Source organism: Bacillus sp. LB7 (genome assembly GCF_030449715.1).
Lineage (GTDB): Bacteria > Bacillota > Bacilli > Bacillales > Bacillaceae > Bacillus > Bacillus paralicheniformis.
In genome coordinates this window covers 181,574-198,149 of record NZ_JASGCA010000005.1, presented here as the reverse complement: position 1 = coordinate 198,149, position 16,576 = coordinate 181,574, and the positions used below count along the sequence as shown (strand labels likewise).

At 46.2% G+C, this 16,576-nt stretch carries 15 protein-coding genes; 11 read left to right on the top strand and 4 right to left on the bottom strand.

Features of this window, described 5'->3' with window-relative positions:
- The first annotated feature begins 180 nt into the window (after positions 1-180).
- The 3 genes from QMZ64_RS09260 to QMZ64_RS09250 all read left to right on the top strand — a co-directional run bounded on the left by QMZ64_RS09260 (position 181) and on the right by QMZ64_RS09250 (position 3,060).
- Complete coding sequence (locus QMZ64_RS09260) at positions 181-732, top strand: NAD(P)H-dependent oxidoreductase (RefSeq protein ID WP_265624893.1); 552 nt, start codon at positions 181-183, stop codon at positions 730-732.
- 96 nt (positions 733-828) lie between these two features.
- Positions 829-1,554 carry an AAA family ATPase gene (locus QMZ64_RS09255; protein ID WP_243943611.1) on the top strand — a complete coding sequence of 242 codons (726 nt, stop codon included), beginning with the start codon at positions 829-831 and terminating at the stop codon, positions 1,552-1,554.
- 69 nt (positions 1,555-1,623) lie between these two features.
- Positions 1,624-3,060, top strand: coding sequence for a glycoside hydrolase family 1 protein (locus QMZ64_RS09250; protein ID WP_243943609.1), 1,437 nt, complete (start codon positions 1,624-1,626; stop codon positions 3,058-3,060).
- A 40-nt stretch (positions 3,061-3,100) separates the two neighbouring features.
- On the opposite strand, the gene QMZ64_RS09245 is transcribed toward QMZ64_RS09250, so the two are convergent.
- Both QMZ64_RS09245 and QMZ64_RS09240 read right to left on the bottom strand, forming a co-directional pair.
- Positions 3,101-3,499 (bottom strand): competence protein ComJ, encoded by a 399-nt coding sequence (locus QMZ64_RS09245; protein WP_243943607.1) that lies wholly within the window; start codon positions 3,497-3,499, stop codon positions 3,101-3,103.
- A gap of 17 nt (positions 3,500-3,516) precedes the next feature.
- Positions 3,517-3,963: a NucA/NucB deoxyribonuclease domain-containing protein gene (locus QMZ64_RS09240; RefSeq protein ID WP_243943606.1), complete on the bottom strand. Its 447-nt coding sequence runs from the start codon at positions 3,961-3,963 to the stop codon at positions 3,517-3,519.
- 267 nt (positions 3,964-4,230) lie between these two features.
- Here QMZ64_RS09240 and QMZ64_RS09235 point away from each other — a divergent pair, with 267 nt between their 5' ends.
- Both QMZ64_RS09235 and QMZ64_RS09230 read left to right on the top strand, forming a co-directional pair.
- Positions 4,231-4,434: a hypothetical protein gene (locus tag QMZ64_RS09235; protein ID WP_125897646.1), complete on the top strand. Its 204-nt coding sequence runs from the start codon at positions 4,231-4,233 to the stop codon at positions 4,432-4,434.
- A 4-nt stretch (positions 4,435-4,438) separates the two neighbouring features.
- Complete coding sequence (locus QMZ64_RS09230; protein ID WP_265624892.1) at positions 4,439-5,242, top strand: serine/threonine protein kinase; 804 nt, start codon at positions 4,439-4,441, stop codon at positions 5,240-5,242.
- 19 nt (positions 5,243-5,261) lie between these two features.
- On the opposite strand, the gene QMZ64_RS09225 is transcribed toward QMZ64_RS09230, so the two are convergent.
- Together QMZ64_RS09225 and QMZ64_RS09220 are read right to left on the bottom strand one after the other, a co-directional pair.
- The gene (locus QMZ64_RS09225) at positions 5,262-6,965 is read right to left on the bottom strand and encodes a methyl-accepting chemotaxis protein (protein WP_265624891.1); all 1,704 of its coding nucleotides are present in this window, start codon (positions 6,963-6,965) and stop codon (positions 5,262-5,264) included.
- 117 nt (positions 6,966-7,082) lie between these two features.
- A complete protein-coding gene (locus QMZ64_RS09220; protein WP_265624890.1) occupies positions 7,083-7,823 on the bottom strand; it encodes a ribonuclease YeeF family protein in 741 nt (246 codons plus the stop codon).
- A gap of 403 nt (positions 7,824-8,226) precedes the next feature.
- On the opposite strand from QMZ64_RS09220, the gene QMZ64_RS09215 reads away from it, so the two are divergent.
- From QMZ64_RS09215 to QMZ64_RS09190, 6 genes are read left to right on the top strand one after another with little or no spacing between them, the layout of a single operon-like run.
- The gene (locus QMZ64_RS09215) at positions 8,227-10,281 is read left to right on the top strand and encodes a hydantoinase/oxoprolinase family protein (protein ID WP_265624889.1); all 2,055 of its coding nucleotides are present in this window, start codon (positions 8,227-8,229) and stop codon (positions 10,279-10,281) included.
- Between the two features lie 2 nt (positions 10,282-10,283).
- Complete coding sequence (locus QMZ64_RS09210) at positions 10,284-12,272, top strand: hydantoinase B/oxoprolinase family protein (protein WP_265624888.1); 1,989 nt, start codon at positions 10,284-10,286, stop codon at positions 12,270-12,272.
- Position 12,273: 1 nt separating this feature from the next.
- Positions 12,274-13,362 carry an ABC transporter substrate-binding protein gene (locus QMZ64_RS09205; protein WP_409365373.1) on the top strand — a complete coding sequence of 363 codons (1,089 nt, stop codon included), beginning with the start codon at positions 12,274-12,276 and terminating at the stop codon, positions 13,360-13,362.
- Between the two features lie 9 nt (positions 13,363-13,371).
- On the top strand, positions 13,372-14,490 hold the full coding sequence (locus tag QMZ64_RS09200; protein ID WP_243943597.1) for an ABC transporter ATP-binding protein: 1,119 nt from the start codon (positions 13,372-13,374) through the stop codon (positions 14,488-14,490).
- Positions 14,477-15,343: an ABC transporter permease gene (locus QMZ64_RS09195; protein WP_243943595.1), complete on the top strand. Its 867-nt coding sequence runs from the start codon at positions 14,477-14,479 to the stop codon at positions 15,341-15,343. Before QMZ64_RS09200 ends, QMZ64_RS09195 begins: the two co-directional genes overlap by 14 nt.
- A complete protein-coding gene (locus QMZ64_RS09190; RefSeq protein ID WP_243943593.1) occupies positions 15,336-16,148 on the top strand; it encodes an ABC transporter permease in 813 nt (270 codons plus the stop codon). The genes QMZ64_RS09195 and QMZ64_RS09190 overlap by 8 nt, the downstream gene beginning before the upstream one ends.
- Positions 16,149-16,576 lie beyond the last annotated feature (428 nt).

The following is a 16,576-nucleotide window of genomic DNA, read 5'->3' as shown; positions in this document are numbered from 1 at the left end:
AACAATCCTCCTATTCCTTTAGTCAAGTAAACCATAGCACTGAAGTAGGGATTAGGCAATAAGATAATTAGTATTGGGAAAAAATAAAATAATTGATCGTGCAACCTGCTTTACTTTTTAAGGTGAAAGATGGAATCATAAAGGTATTGGTAAATTGAAACACAAGGAGGATAAGAAAAGATGAAAAATATTTTAATCATCAACGGACATGAGGCCTATCCCCATACAAGAGGACAGCTTAATCACACTATTTTTACAGCGATGGCGGAAAAGCTCGGTAAAAAATATGAAGTGAAAAAAACAGTGGTGGCGGACGGATATCAAATCCCGGAGGAGCACGAGAAATTCAAGTGGGCTGATGCTGTTATTTATCAGACACCTGTGTACTGGTTCAGTGTTCCTGCTTTATTTAAAAAATATATTGATGAAATTTATGAGTACGGGCTTTTTTATCAAGGATCTGAAGACTACGGCAGAGGCGGGCTGTTTAACGACAAAAAGTATATGTTTTCAACCACATGGAACGCGCCGAAGGATGTATTCTCCAAAGAGGGGACATTCTTCGAAGGTAAAAGCCTTGATGAAGCGCTCTTTCATTTGCACAAAATGCAGGAATTCGTCGGCATGCAGCCTTTAAAAACATTCTCTGTCCATGATGTCATCAGCAATCCGCAAGTGGATCAATATTTAGCTGATTTGGACGCCCATTTAAAAGAAGTATTTTCGATTTAAGTCAAGAGGTTTGTGCTCAGGCGCAACCCTCTTTTTTTCGTTATCCTCTAAGAAAACGTGATACAGTTGAGTAAAAGTAAAGCAGGGGGTGTTCGCATGTTTTTAAAAAAGCTGACTTTACTTCGGGAAGAAGTTCCTTCTTATGCAAAATATCCATTTTCAATTCCTGCTATTCAACAGTTAAAAGAACTGACGTTTCAAAAAAACGTAACATTTTTTGTCGGGGAAAACGGATCAGGCAAATCGACGCTGCTTGAGGCAATCGCAGATAAATGCGAATTTAACACGGCTGGCGGGGGAAGAAATAATACATATCAAGTGTACGGTTCCGGTTCTGATCTAGCAGACTATATCAGATTGTCATGGCTTCCTAAAGTAACAAACGGTTTTTTTCTGCGCGCCGAATCTTTTTATCATTTTGCCACTCATATTGATGAAGTGGATATCACCGGTTTTCGCAGCTACGGAGGCAGATCTCTTCACGAGCAATCACACGGAGAATCTTTTTTATCGCTTTTTAAGCATCGTTTTAAAGAGAAGGGGATCTATCTTCTCGATGAGCCTGAAGCTGCTTTATCCCCGGCAAGACAGCTGGCATTCTTGAAAATCCTTCATGATTTGACGAAATCAAACCAAGCTCAGTTTATCATCGCCTCTCACTCCCCCATTTTATTAGGGTATCCGGAAGCCGACATCTTCAGTTTTGATGGTGAACAAATCGCTGAAGTGAACTATGAGGATACGGATCATTACACCTTAACCAAGTATTTTCTTCAGCACCGGGAAAAGCTTTTGGCGGAGCTGTTTTTAGATGATGTTTGATCTGAAACGCGTTTCATAGGATATGATAAGGTGCATCCGGATCAAAATACGAAACAGGAGTTGAGCCATATGATTCATCAGCGATTACGATCATTTCCAAACCATTTCCTATGGGGATCAGCTTCAGCGGCCTATCAGATCGAAGGAGCCTGGAAGGAAGACGGCAAAGGCCTCTCGGTTTGGGATGTGTTCACAAAGGTTCCCGGAAAAACGTTTAAAGGAAGCAATGGAGACATTGCGGTCGACCATTACCACCGTTTTAAAGAAGATGTTGCTTTAATGGCTGAGATGGGGTTAAAAGCATACCGTTTTTCAGTCAGCTGGCCGAGGATTTTTCCGCAGGGCAGGGGAGAAGTCAATGAAGCGGGCTTGAAATTTTACGATGACTTGATTAATGAGCTCCTTGCTCATGATATTGAACCTGTTTTGACGCTTTATCACTGGGATCTTCCCCAAGCTTTAATGGATGAATACGGCGGCTTTGAATCCAGAAGGATTATAGAGGATTTCAATGCGTATTGCGTTACGCTCTATAAGCGGTATGGGGACAGGGTCAAATATTGGGTATCCCTTAACGAGCAAAATTACAATTTTAATCACGGCTTTATCACAGCGATGCATCCTCCGGGTGTGAAGGATAGGAAACGCTTCTATGAGGCTAACCATATTGCATTTCTTGCGAATGCAAAGGCAATCGATTCTTTTCGCCGGTATGTTCCCGATGGAAAAATAGGACCGAGTTTTGCTTATTCGCCTGCATATCCGCTCTCCAGCCGTCCGGATGATATCCTCGCTTTCGAAAATGCCGAGGAATTTACAAATTATTGGTGGCTTGATGTGTATTGCCGGGGAACATATCCGGGCATTCCTTTGAAATATTTGAAAGAAAAAGGCTGGGCGCCGACAATTGAGGATGGGGATATGGAGCTTTTAGTAAAAGGAAAACCCGATTTTGTCGGTGTGAATTACTATCAAACCATCACATATGAAATGAATCCTCTAGACGGGGTATCGGAAGGAAAGATGAATACGACCGGCCAAAAGGGCAGCAACCAGGAAACAGGTATGCCCGGTTTATACAAAACAAAGAGGAATCCTCATCTTGAGACATCGAATTGGGATTGGGCCATTGACCCGATCGGTCTAAGAATCGGGCTTCGCAGGATTTCCAGCCGCTATGGGCTTCCGCTTTTCATAACGGAAAACGGGCTGGGGGAATTCGATAAGGTTGAAAATGACGGCGCGATTCATGATGATTACAGAATTGCCTACTTGCGTGCGCATCTTGAACAGTGCAGACAGGCTTTAAACGACGGAGTCGATTTAATCGGCTACTGCAGCTGGTCATTTACAGATTTATTGAGCTGGCTGAACGGCTACCAGAAAAGATACGGTTTCGTTTATATTAATCGTGATGAAGAGAATGTAAAGGACTTGAAGAGGATTAAAAAAGACAGCTTTTACTGGTACCAAAATGTCATTCAGACAAACGGGGAAGAGCTGTAGGAGAAGGGCGCCGGATGAAACCGGCGCCTTTATTCTTTGTTCAGGCCTGTTTAAAATCGAGAATATAGGTGATCTTTGCAGTGCCGTTTTGATCAGGCATAATCGTATAGCATGTCAGCTGATAGACGCCTTGCGGGATGTCGCATGACAATTTCTTGGATAGGACGCTTGCAATTTCGACCCCGTCATGAAGCACGTCGAAAGAAACGGTGACGCGCCTGTTAAAGGAGGGAACCTGTTCCTGGACATTCAAACGGACTTCTACTAAAGATGAGGTATTATCGAGAGCTTCAAACGAGACCGCGTGTTCTCCCGTTGTGTAGCCTCTTTTAATATCCTCGTCTGTCCAATCCATAACGGGCGGCTTTCCGCCTTTTTGATAAACGGTAAACTGATGGTATGACATCGTCATTTCTTGTGCTTCCCACTTTTTGATCAAAGAACGTACCTCCAGTGTTATTTAATCTTGAAAAGTATTTTCGTACCGTCCGGATAATCGCTTACCTGATTGCCCACCCAAGACCCTGCTCCGCGGTTATCAGATGGACTGATATACTCGACGGAAGCACCTGTTCCGCCTTCTTCGCACATGGCCATCGGCCACTCGTCGCGGTCATAGCCAGATTTGGAAGGAACATCTTTTAACGATTCCTTTCGGCGTTCGTCGGCTCCGTCCCTGTCGATCGTGCAGATTTTGGAATGCCCTTTTTTGATGGCCTTTCGAATGTGTGCGCCTGTTTCAGGATAGCGGTCCGACGGAAAAATCAGCACTTCATCATAGTTTGAGCCGTTTTGCCGGCCTGAAGGCTGGTGTTCTGAAGTGAAAAAGTCGCCGGATATAATGCCGATGATCACGACGGCGACGGCGAGCAAGGTGATCAGCAAAGATTTAATCTTGTCCATTCTTGTTGTCCTGCTTTCTTCTAAGTTAAATCATTCGGCCGCAGCGGGCCGGAAGTAAATACAACTTTATTATCGTAAAAATGATTTGAGAAATAAAGGGGAGATTAATAGGTTTTTCCTCTTGAAAAGCTGAGCTTCCGTCTATCATATCGATTTTTTAACTGTTTTGCCGGCAGTTTAGAAGGTTTTAAAGGTTCAAAATCTAATTTTCTTATGTGAAAGAAAAACTTTCGAGCCCCCTTTATCAAGCTTTCTTGCGCGAATGATATGAAATATAAGACAGAAAAGGAGCTGATCGAGTTGCTTCGCAAGCTGTTGAAGGCACTTCAAAACGGTAAAAACCGGCGATACAGCAGCAGTGATTACGGACGGAAATCATACAAAAAATACAGCAGCAGTGATTATAAAAGAAAAGGGTATGGTCATCACCATTACAAAAGAAAGCATAAGAAATTTACCGGCAGCAGCTAAATCGGTGAAAACATTGATGAGATGGCTGTTTGACCGCCCGCTCAAAAAAGGAACCGTCTTGGAGGGGAGATATCGAATCAACCGTGTTCTCGGGATGGGCAGCTACGGCATCACATATCTTGCCGAAGAACTCGGGAGAGCCGGTTTCCGCGTCATCAAGCAGCAGAGAAAGACAAAAGCATGGACATCAGCCGGCCGGCGGTCTTTCGAGCGCGAGGCTGAAATTTTGCGGGAATTGGATCTGCCTGCCGCGCCCCGTATATATGAGGTGCTTCAAACGGACGGCGAGCGGTTTATCGTAATGGAGTATATCGAAGGAAAAACGTTTGAAGATTTGCTCTTTTATGATGGGCATGTCTTTGATGAACAGCAAACGATCAGCATATTGAAGGAAGTGCTTCACAGCGTTTCACTTCTTCACAGGAGAGGGATTATTCACCGCGATTTGAGGATCCCCAATTTGATTGTGAGTGAAGGAACGATCCGCATTATAGATTTCGGACTGGCATGCCATCTGACTGAAAGAGAACGTGTTGATGACCGGCACCCGGAAAAAAGGCTGATGCGTGCTGTTTCAGTCAAAAGTGACTTTTATGCGCTGGGGCATTTCGCATTGTTTCTCCTGTACTCCGGGTTTACTCCGTCCGGCCGGGAAGAAAAATGCTGGGAAGAAGAGCTCAGCCTATCGCCTTGGCTTAAATCTGTTCTGCGGAAAATGCTGCAGATTGATCTCCCATATGAGCGTGCAGAAGAGATTATCGGCGATTTGACTTCCTGTACGACGGAAAAGAAGAAGCTGCCGTTTTAACGGCAGCCTTTATTCCCTGCTATTTCATTTTGACTTCCCCGATGAGCTGATGCAAATCTTCAGCCAGTTTGGAGAGTTCATTTGCAGAGGCGGTGACTTCTTGCATAGCCGCAAACTGCTCTTCTGTCAGACCTGCGACTTGTTGTGAATGATCTGATGTTTCCTGGACTTCTTTTGAGATTGCTGCAAATGACGCTGTGATGTTTTGAATGCTTTGCGATATATGCTGGGCAGCGGAAGATAAGTCGGAATTTCTTACGCTGGACTCTTCCATTAAGCCGACAATAGATTCAAACGTTCTTTTGTTCTGTTCGATCATTTTGACGCCGTTGACCGCTTCCGTTTTCACTGCCATGATTGAATCGGTTGTGGTTGCGATTTCTGATTGAATCCCTGAAATGAGATGGGAGATCTGATTGGCTGATTGCTGCGACTGTTCAGCAAGACTGCGTACTTCTTCCGCAACGACGGCGAAACCTTTTCCGTGTTCTCCTGCTCTTGCAGCTTCTATTGAAGCGTTCAAGGCGAGCAGGTTGGTTTGATCGGCAATCTCCGTGATCGCTTTTGAAATGCTGCCGATTTCATGTGATCTTGTATTAAGCATTTCAATGATTTCTCCGCTTTCATGGACCGATTGATGCATTGTGTGAATTTGCTGCATCGTTTCGGAGATATCTTTTGCCCCCTGTTTTGCTTTTTCGCGGGCGTATTGGCTTTTCTCAGAAAGGACTGCAGCGTTTTCGGATATGTTTTGAATATCGGAGGAAGCTTGTTCAATGGCTTGTTTGCTGCCTGCTATCCCTGATGTCTGCATTTCGGACGAGCTTGCGACATGCTGGACGGCTTCGGTGATTTTTTCAGAAGCAAGGCTTGTTTCTTCAGCGCCAGATGTCAATTGATCAGAAGCGGCAGCTACACTGTGCGACGACTGTGAAATTTTTTGCATCAGACGGTTTAAGTTGTCATTCATTTGATTGAAATGATGTGACAAGTCGCCGAGTTCATCTGTCGAATCATCCTGGATCTCGATCGTCAAGTTGCCGCTGCCCGCCTGTTCAAAAGCATGAGTGAGCTTCCTGAGCCTTCTGTTGATCCTTTTGGTGAATATGAGGACAAGCAAAATGGAGATGATGATTGAAGCAGTCAGAACGATAGCAAAAATTTTCAGGAACGATTGAAGAGTGCTTGTGATCATATCCTGGTTGGCCCCTGTATAAAAGATGCCGATAACTTCACCGCTTTTGTCCTTGATCGGCATATATGCCGTTTGATATGTTTTTCCCGCTACATCAGCTTTTCCATAAAAGTTTTTTCCTTCTTTTAAAACCGCATTTGCTACCTCCGAAGACACTTTCGTTCCAACAGCGCGTTTTCCGTCTACAGTCACATTTGTAGATACGCGAGTGTCATATTGAAAGATGGTAACCGTGTCTTTCGTATCATTGCCGATTTGATCGACGAGTTCTTCATTTCCGTTGATCAGGGTCGAACCTTTGTAGAGCCTGTCTTCTTTCACTTCCCAATCCCCTTCAAGAGACTCATTCAAATAACGGTAGCTCAATTTCAAATCGCTTTTGGCTTTTTCTGTCGCCATCTGTTCTAACTCTTTTGAAAGCTGTTTGATAATGAAAATCCCGAGTGCTGACGAAAAGATCAAAATAACGGCCAACACGAGAAGATTGATTTTTGTCCCCAATTTCAGCTTAAATCGCTTTTTCTTCACTGCTTTTCCCCCTTTTGTTTCACCTGTATATACAATATCGGTTAAAATGGGGGCGTTTTGACAAGATGAAAAAGAAAACCCCGTTTGTGAAAACGGAGTTTTGGACGACCTGAAAGCCTAATGTTCTTCTGCTTTTTCGGCTTTTCCTGTTTCATACTGTTTTTGTTTATTTGCGATGTAGCTTCTGGCCTCTTGATGCATCCGATGTTTCAGTTTGTAGACTTCGCTGTTTTGATAGGTATGTGAATTGTAGTTTAGCGGAGATGCATTTTTCCCTTTTCCTGTTGCGTCGATCAAGGCGGAGTAGTCGGTCTGGATCATTTGCTGAATTTGCTCAGAGGCCGAGTATTCTCTTTTGAGCAGCCCGTCAAGATCCTCGACAGCTTTAATTGTGTCTTTTCTGTTTTGGTTTGCAGCATCGAGCTGCTGTTTGATTTCATCGGATGAGAACGGCTGTAACGATATTAAATCATCAATCTGTCCTAAAATATTCGACAGTTCTTGTTGCTGTGCGGAGACCATGTTTTGAGAGTGAATGTGGACATTTGCAAGCTCCTGTTCAAGAAATTGAACATCAACGAATGTGTTCTCTGAAAGTCCGGCATTTTCGGCAGCAGCAGATACACCATTCAGAAACTGAATCTGCATATCAGCTAAATCCAGCCAGCCGTCTATGATCCCTGATTGGTCTCTGTAAAACGCTTTAATGGCATCGGCGCCTTTTCCTTGGAACTCATCAAGTTCTGCGACGCTGTTTAACGATTTTTTTAAGCTGACGAGCTGTTCTCTCAAGTTTTTATATTCATCAGATCTTTGCTTCATAGCTGATAATAGGGTTTCCGCTTCGTAGACTTTCATTGGAAATCTGCCCTTCCTGCGACTTATTTAGTACAGAGTGTACCACTTTGTCACAGGGGATTGGGCAATAAATCCTGAATATCCATGAAAATGAATCTTTGTGATCAAATTTTCAAGCTCTTTAGGCTTTTTGTCGTAATGGGAGACTTTTGTTTTAGTGGTTAATTAGTCCTTTATATGGCGGGGTTGTGTCGTCGGACCGAAGAAAAGCAGAACACCAAAAATATGAAATACTGTGAACAACACAATTAAAAATGTGATTTTATGGTATCTTAAAATAAAATATTAAATAAAAAAGACTCGGAATATTGTAATTAAACATAATTGACTACTTTCTCATGCTTGATTAGTATGATAGTAAAATATTTTAAAAAAAGGATATTTTTAAAAGGGGGGATCGGGATTGAATGAAGAAGGTTACCGGCTTGGAATTGATATTGGAGGAACTTTTACCGATCTTACATTGTTAAACCAGGCGGACGGGAGCATGACCGCAGTTAAAACGCCGACCGTTCCCGAGGATCCGGCTCAAGGGATCATCAACGGCTTGGCTCTCTTGAAGACCCAGGGTGTTCACCCTTCAGAAATTCATCACTTCGTACACGGCATGACAATCGGTTTGAACACATTATTACAACGCAAAGGGGCTGATATTGCTTTATTCGTAACCGAAGGTTTCCGTGATATTCTTTCGCTTCAACGCCTCCGGCTTCCGATACCGTACGATTTTAGATCGAGAATGCCGGATCCCCTTATTCCCCGGAAAAACGTGTTTCCCATTCAAGAAAGAATGCTTTATGACGGCTCTGAAAAGCTGCCGCTCCATATGGAACAGATCGATGAGGCGGTTGGACAAGTTTTAAGAAAAGGCTTAAAAGGAATCGTTGTTTCTTTTTTGCACAGCTATCGGAATCCGCTTCATGAACGCCAGGCTGCAGAACGGATCAGACAAATAGCACCTGAGCTTGAGGTGGCAACGTCTGCGGAGCTTTGGCCGCAAATGAGGGAATACGAACGGACGGTTATGGCCGTCGCGAACCTATACATCAAACCGAATGTCCATCACTACTTTCGAACGTTGAAAGAGAGGCTTGCCCTGGAAGGAATTTCAGCGCAGCCGTTTATCACCCAGTCTAACGGAGGACTGATGGACATTGAATCGGCTGCCGAGGCACCTGTCAAAACGCTTTTTTCCGGACCGGCTGCAGGGGTCATCGGAGCCATCAGAACGGCGGAAGCCGCCGGAGAGGCGAACATCATCACATTTGATGTCGGAGGAACTAGCGCGGATATTTCGATTGTTGAAGAAGGGGAGCCGACTTTTACACAGTCAAATCAAATCTCTGGATTTCCGATTCCGATTCCGTCTGTAGCGATGTATTCGATCGGTGCTGGCGGAGGATCGGTGGCATGGATTGACAGCGGAGGTCTCTTGAAAGTAGGACCGGAGTCAGTTGGATCTGATCCGGGGCCGGCTTGTTACGGAAAAGGAACAAAGGCCGCACTTACAGATGCGTTTCTCATATGTCATTATTTAAATCCAAACCGGTTTGCTTCAGGAAATATGAAACTTTACCGGGAAAGATCCGAAAAAGCGCTCCTCCCGGTTGCCGAGTATTTAGGCACAGATGTGGAGCGGGCCGCAGATAAGATGATTCAGGTTGCGCTTGCCAATATGTATACGGAACTAAGCAATGTTATGGAGCAAAACGGGTTTGACCCGCGTGAATTCAGCCTCATGGCCTTTGGAGGCGCAGGACCGGTCACGGCTAATTTTTTGGCTGAGGAAATTCAGGCCAAAAATGTGCTGATCCCACCGCATCCGGGAACCTTGTCCGCTTTAGGCGCACTGACGGCGGATTTTATTTATGATGCTGTATGTTCAAGACAGGTGCTGCTTGAACAAATAAAAACGGCCGAGTTAAAAGCAGAGTTTGTGAGGCTGCAAGAGCAAGCGGAAACATGGCTGCGGAAACAACAGGCGGAGTTGCTGACGGAAACCTCTCTTCTTTACTTGCTTGATGCCCGTTATAAAGGTCAGGCATACGAAATTGAGCTCCTTGTTTCACCGGAATACCTGGAAGGCAAAAGCACGCGTGAAATCGCGGACTCCTTTCACCTCTTACATGAAAAGCAATATGGACACAGCGATGAGAAAGCAAGCATTGAGTTGATGAATATGCGCGTCCGCATCATAGGCAAGACACCGAAGCCGCCAGGCGGAAAAGGAGGCCGAAGTGAGCTGCCCGAAGCTGAACCGGTCAGCCAAAGAAAGATCATCATAAAAGGCGGTATATATCAAGCCGCTGTATACCGACGTTCAGATTTAAGGTGCGGACAGAGATTAAATGGGCCGGCCATTGTTGAGCAGGATGATACAACGACGCTGATTTTGCCAAATTGGAGCGGAAAAACCGATCATGCCGGAAATTTGATCATTGAACGGAAGGAGAGCTGACCATGCGCACAGATCCTGCCCGGCTGGAAATGATGAGAAGCTACTTTAACGCGATAGCCGCGGGAATGGGACACGTTATTGAACGGACGTCCTTTACCACATTTGTAAAAGAATCGGCCGATTTCGCTACTGCGCTTGCGACGCCGGAAGGGGAGTTTTTTGTTTATCCGAAAACGGTCGGCGTCACGATTTTTTTAGGGCTTTCATTAAAACGGATCATCGAAGAAAGCGGCCCGTTTGAACCGGGAGACATTATCCTCACAAACGATCCCTATACAACGGACGGATTGGCGACCCACTTGCCTGATATACATGTGGTGAAGCCGATTTTCATGGAGGGCGAGGTCATCAGTTATGCGTGGTGTTTTGTCCATTGCAGCGATGTCGGCGGCCTTGTTCCGGCAAGCATTTCGCCGACAGCGACAGACATCCATCAGGAAGGCCTGAGAATACCGCCGGTAAGAATTTACAAAGCGGGAAGAGAAAATCGCGATATATTGAATGTGCTGCGGGCAAACAGCAGGGTTCCCGACTTAAATGAAGGGGATATTCATGCGATGGTGGCCGCGGTCAATACGGCGGAGAACCGATTGACAGAGATGGTCGGCAAGTTTGGAAAAGAAGCGGTCCAACAAGGAATGGATGATTTGCTCGAACAAGCAGCGATGAGAGCCGGCCGGGTGATCAGCGGGATTCCGGAAGGCACATATAGTTTTTCAGATTATCTTGATGACGATATGATTTCTGACGTTCCGATCCGCTTGGCTGTTACGGCAAACGTCACGGGAGGGGAAATCACATTGGACTTTTCAGACTGTGATCCCCAGGTGAAAACCGCATTTAACCTTGTCACTAATGGAAGCAAACATTCTTTTCTATTTCAGGGCCTGATCAACTTTATCATAAGTGAAGACCCGTATATTCCGGTTAACGGGGGACTGACAAGGCCGATCAAAGTTATCGCTCCGAAAGGTACGCTCGTTCATCCGGAATATCCAGCGGCCGTCGGCATTCGTCATTCGATTACGATGAGACTTTATAATGCCGTACTGGGCGCTTTGGGCAAGGCGCTTCCGAAAGCTGTGCCTGCAGCAGGTGCCGGTCAGTCAGCGATTGTCGTACTGTCGGTTCCCGACGAATCAACGGGCGGCCGGAAGATGTCGGTGGTCGAACCGATGGGAGGCGGAGGCGGCGGCCAGCATGACATGGACGGAGCAGACGGTATTGATCATGCATCCGGATTTTTGAAAAATACGCCGATTGAAAGCCTCGAACAGCACATTGACATCCATGTCCGCCGCTATGAACTGATTAAAGATACCGCCGGAGCCGGTTTTCACAGGGGCGGCCATGCAATCGGGCTGGAGTTTGAAGCGGCGGCGCCAGAATCAATTGTGACCGCAAGAGGGATGGAGAGAATGCGATTTCATCCGTGGGGGCTCGCCGGGGGAACGGCAGGAGCGCTCGGACGGGTGCGTCTTTATCCGGAGCAGCCTCAGGAGAAAACGATTTCGAAGATCGACGTTCTAAAGCTCAACAAAGGGGATGTTATCAGCATTCATTCGCCTGGCGGCGGAGGCTGGGGAGATCCATACAGCCGGGAAGCTGAATCGATTTTGAGAGAAGTTGAAGCGGGCTTGCTGAGCCCGGAAGCGGCCTATCACCAATACGGCGCGGCTGTAAAAGAAAACGAGGCAGGCTCCTTCATTATTGATCTGCAAGAAACAGCTGAAATCAGAAAAAAGAAAGCAGGCGAACCTCGGAAACATTGGGATTTCGGGCTTGCCAGAGAAGAATACGAACGGTGCTGGACAGAGGAAGCCAGCAGCACATTGGCCCGGCTTCTGCGCCAGCTTCCGGCTCATCAAAGATCACATGTTAAACATTTAGTCCACCGTTATTTTTCAAAAGAACATAACGGTCCGATCAGCAAAGGCGACGTTGCGGCGCTGTGGAAAAACTGGCCGGCAAAAATAACACGGGAATGGTGAGATGACAATGAAAAGTAAAATTTCTGCTTTATTTATTCTGTCTCTTGTAGCGGTGCTCCTTCTTTCGGGCTGCGGCGGAAACGGAAGTCAGAAAAGCAAACAATCAGATACAGTCGTGATCGGCGTCTATGGAGGCGATTGGGAAAAACATATTAAGCCTAGCCTTGAATCTTTTGAAAAAGAAACAGGGCTGAAGGTCAAAGTCGTCGCAGGGACAGACTCTGAGTGGTTTACAAAGCTCAAAGCTGCAAATGGCAGAAATGCTCCGTATGATCTCTTAATCCTGCAGCCGGATACAATTCACAGGGCACAGTCGGCGGGATTGCTGGCGCCGATCGATCAGGAAAAGGTTCCAAATGTCCGCGATCTGTATCATTCCGTTCAGAAACGCTTCACTGATGATGGAAAGCAGTATGCGGCCGGTTTCAGTATGGGGCAGCTCGGAATTGTCTACCGAAAGGACCTTGTACCGCAGGAGCCTAAACGCTGGACGGATCTTTGGAACAGCAGCTATAAAGGTCATGTGGCCATATCATCGCCGGCTTATTCGGCGGGACTTCAGTTTTTTGTAGGATTAATCAATGCCCAGGGCGGCCTGGAGTCAAATGGGAAAGACGTCGATAAAGCGTTTAACAGTTTGGCGGATTTAAAGAACAACATAACGGCCTATCCCGATAATCCGGGCTCGATACAAACGCTTTTGGAACGCGGGGATGCATGGGTTGTCCCGTTTTGGGACGGACGCGCTTTTTCTTTGCAGGATGCCGGTCTTGACCTGGGATTTGCATACCCCGAGGAAGGTGCCGTCGCAGCCGTTGCAAGCTGGGCTTTGATGAAAGGAAGCCCTAATCAGGATAACGCATACAAGCTGTTAAATCACCTGCTCAGTCCAAAAGTGCAAGGAGATTTTGCCGATAGAACATTTTACGGCATGGCCAATAAAAAAGTGAAATACAGCGATAAATTAAAAGGAAAGATTAAAGTGGGGGAGGACTATTACAGGAATTTAAAATGGGTTGACTATGAAGTAGCGGCAAAAGATCTGGGCGATTGGACAAATCGCTGGAATCAAGTACTTGGCGGAAAATAGGTGACAAACATGAGCGCAATTCAGATTCAGCATGTCAGCCGGCATTTCGGAAACACCATCGCATTGGAAGACGTACAGCTTGAAGTCAAAGAAGGGGAATTTTTCTCTCTCCTCGGTCCGAGCGGCTGCGGAAAGTCAACGCTCCTTCATATCATTGCCGGGTTCCTTGAACCGACGTCAGGGTTTGTATATATAGGAGGACGAGATGTAACTGATTTGCCGCCATACGACCGACATATCGGAATGGTTTTTCAGGATTATGCTTTATTCCCGCATCTCAGCGTATTTGACAATGTTGCATACGGATTGAAAGTTCGAAAATGGCCCCGCCGCAAGATTGAAGAACGGGTGATGGAAAGTCTCGCTCTTGTCAGGCTTGAAGCGTTTGCTAATCGCATGCCCCGTCAGCTGAGCGGGGGCCAGCAGCAGCGGGTGGCGATTGCCCGGGCATTGGCGATTCAGCCGTCTGTGCTATTGCTAGACGAGCCGCTGAGCAACCTGGATGCGAAACTTCGAAAAGAAATGCAGACGGAGCTGCGCAGCATCCAAAAACGCGTCGGCATTACAACGATTTTAGTGACGCACGATCAGGAGGAGGCTTTAAGCTTATCGGACAGAATTGGAATCCTCGGCTGCGGCAGGCTTCAGCAGCTCGGCGTTCCGTTGGACGTGTACCGCACGCCTGCTAATCAATTTGTCGCCGAATTTATCGGACAGGTCAATTTGCTGAAAGCGCGTGCGTCGGAGATACAGCCTTCATCAGGCGGTTATGGCTATGAAGCGGTCGATTTCGAAATATATGAAGGTGTTCCGCTGACTTTTGAGATCAGCCGGAATCTATTGAAAAAATCCTCTGTATTGTTTATGGTGCGGCCCGAGAGAATCTCAGTCTCTTTCAAGAAGCTGAAGAACAGGCTGATTGAAATGCCTGCAACGATAACAGAAGTCAGTTATGCCGGACATGCTCTCAGGCTGAAAGCCGCTGTTTTCAAAGGAGAATGGATCATTCAGGCGCCCGATCCTCAATTTCCAAGATTGCCGAAGGCGGGAGATCAAGTGTATCTTTCTTTGGAGCCGGACGATTTTGTTCCGCTGGATGTAAAGGAGGATGCAGATGGGTGCTCTTGAACAAAAACGGTTTTATTGGGTTTTGCTTGTTCCCGTCCTTTTATTTCTCGGCGTTTTTCTCGTGTTGCCGCTTGTTCTGCTGCTGTTATTAAGTTTCAGAGACGTGGACGCTATGATGAATACGCTCGATACGTACAGTTTTTCTCAATATGTCGAAGTGTTCTCTTCGGACATTTATTTGAAAACAATCGGTATAACGCTTTGGACGGCGTTGAAGACCACTGTATTATGCCTTGTGATGGCGTATCCGGCGGCATATTTACTCGTAAAGGCGCCAACCGGCAGGCTGCGGGCTTTGTTTTATATATTGCTTGTTTCCCCTTTATTGACCAGTGTTGTCATTCGGACGTTTTCCTGGATTGTGCTGCTTTCGCAAAACGGGATCGTCAATGAGGCGCTAATCAGCATGAAGCTGATTGAAAAGCCCGTGCCGCTTTTATGGAATATGAACGCCGTCATCATCGCATATGTCCAGGTTATGCTGCCGTTTGCTGTGCTGCCGCTCGCCGGTTCTTTAAGCGAAATGAAACGGGATCTTAAATTTGCTTCGATGAGCCTTGGAGCGGGGAGGCTGCGGACATTTTTTTTCGTGACCTTGCCGATGACGGTACCAGGATTGCTGACAGGAGCAATGATCGTGTTTTCCCTTTCGGCCGGAAGCTATATTACGCCTCTTCTCGTCGGCGGAAGGATGCAGCCGCTGCTGCCGTTATCAATCTATCAGCAGGTCATGCAAGTCTTTCATCTTCCTCTTGCAGCGGCCATGTCGATTACTTTATTAGCCGTTGTCAGCGTGGTTATTGGAATCCTTGGCTTTTTCCAAAAGCGTTGGGAGGCGAGAATAAATGGGTAGACGATTGCGCTGTTTGTCTGGGGGAAAGTGGATTGATGCGTGTGTTTGGGCGGCGGGTTTATTGGTATACCTTTTTTTGGCGCTGCCTGTTTTTGTGATTATATTGTCGGCTTTCAGCCCTGACGAATATCCGAAGTTCCCGCCATCAGGCGTCTCGCTGCGCTGGTTTGCCGGAGTTTTCAGCAGCAGCGGCTGGATGGAATCGATTTGGGTCAGCGGTATGCTGCTCCTCGTTGTAACGCCTCTTGCGGTGATCCTTGGAACAGTTGCAGCCTATGCATTGGCGCGGCTGAACTTTCCTGGAAAACAGGCGATTCAGGCTTTTATTTTATCGCCGTTGATGATTCCCCAAATCGCATTAGGCGTGTCATTTCTCTATTTATTGACAATGTTTGGGATAAACGGCACATTTGCCGGGCTGGCCGCCGGGCATATGCTGATCAGCCTTCCGTATGTCTTACGGACGGTCGGCGTCAGCATGGCGAACGTGGATCCGAAGCTTGAACTGGCGTCCATGAATCTCGGCGCAGGTCCCTGGTATACCTTTTTTCATGTTACCTTGCCGCTCATTAAACCGGGAATCATTGCGGGAGCCGTGTTTGCCGCTGTGACGTCATTCGGGGAAGTATCCATCAGTCTGTTTGTTTCTTCACCTGCTGTCACGCCTGTACCGGTGCGCACGTTCAGCTATATTGACCAGACGTTTGATCCGAGCGTTAATGCGATTTCGGTTATTTTTATCACAGTTTCAGTGATCGCGCTGATCATCATCGAGCGGACGATCGGGCTTTCAAAAACCGTGTAGCAGGCGAAACTCAGCCTGCTTTTTTGTATGGAACACCGGAAGTATTTCAAGATACCGTTTAGGATGAGACAGTTCAGCGATTTTTCGTTCTGCTTCAAAGTTTTTGCAAGCTGTTTGTCTTTTCTTGTCAGTTTAAACGGCCGGGTAAAAGAAACGTTTTATTTGAATGAACATTGTAAAAGGAAACGCCTGAGCCTTAACGGATTTTCATGATTAATTCATGAAGTTAAGGCTGTTTTTTTAATATTTTAATATACTCTTTATCTAGGATTTGGAATTTTTTGCGGAATTAAGCGATTTTTTTCGTTTTCCCGCATATTTTTTTATTGATTTCGGGATCGCGCATTAACATTCATGGATGACATTCGGCATCCCGCATGAAACTTTTCACCTATTTTTCGGTGAAAAAAACAAAATTTTCATTTAAA